This is a genomic window from Virgibacillus sp. 7505, from assembly GCF_002272135.1.
Lineage (GTDB): Bacteria > Bacillota > Bacilli > Bacillales > Amphibacillaceae > Terribacillus.
Genome location: NZ_NPBF01000291.1, coordinates 1 through 239, shown reverse-complemented (window position 1 = coordinate 239; position 239 = coordinate 1). Strand labels below are relative to the sequence as shown.

General features: G+C 50.6%; 1 protein-coding gene. It reads left to right on the top strand.

Going from position 1 to position 239, the window contains the following annotated elements; translation table 11 throughout:
* On the top strand, window positions 1–239 hold a 239-nt coding region (locus tag CHH91_RS19005), incomplete at both ends, for a hypothetical protein (protein WP_141234248.1).

Sequence of the window (239 nt, the reverse complement as noted above, 5' to 3'; positions counted from 1 at the left end):
TTGCTGGTATGCGTGGTTTGATGGCCAACCCATCTGGACGGATCATTGAACTTCCAATTAAATCGAGCTTCCGTGAAGGGCTGACAGTCCTTGAGTACTTTATTTCAACGCACGGCGCCCGGAAAGGTCTTGCTGATACAGCGCTGAAAACAGCTGACTCAGGTTACTTAACGCGCCGCCTTGTTGACGTAGCCCAAGACGTCATTGTTCGTGAAAATGACTGTGGCACAGACCGAGGT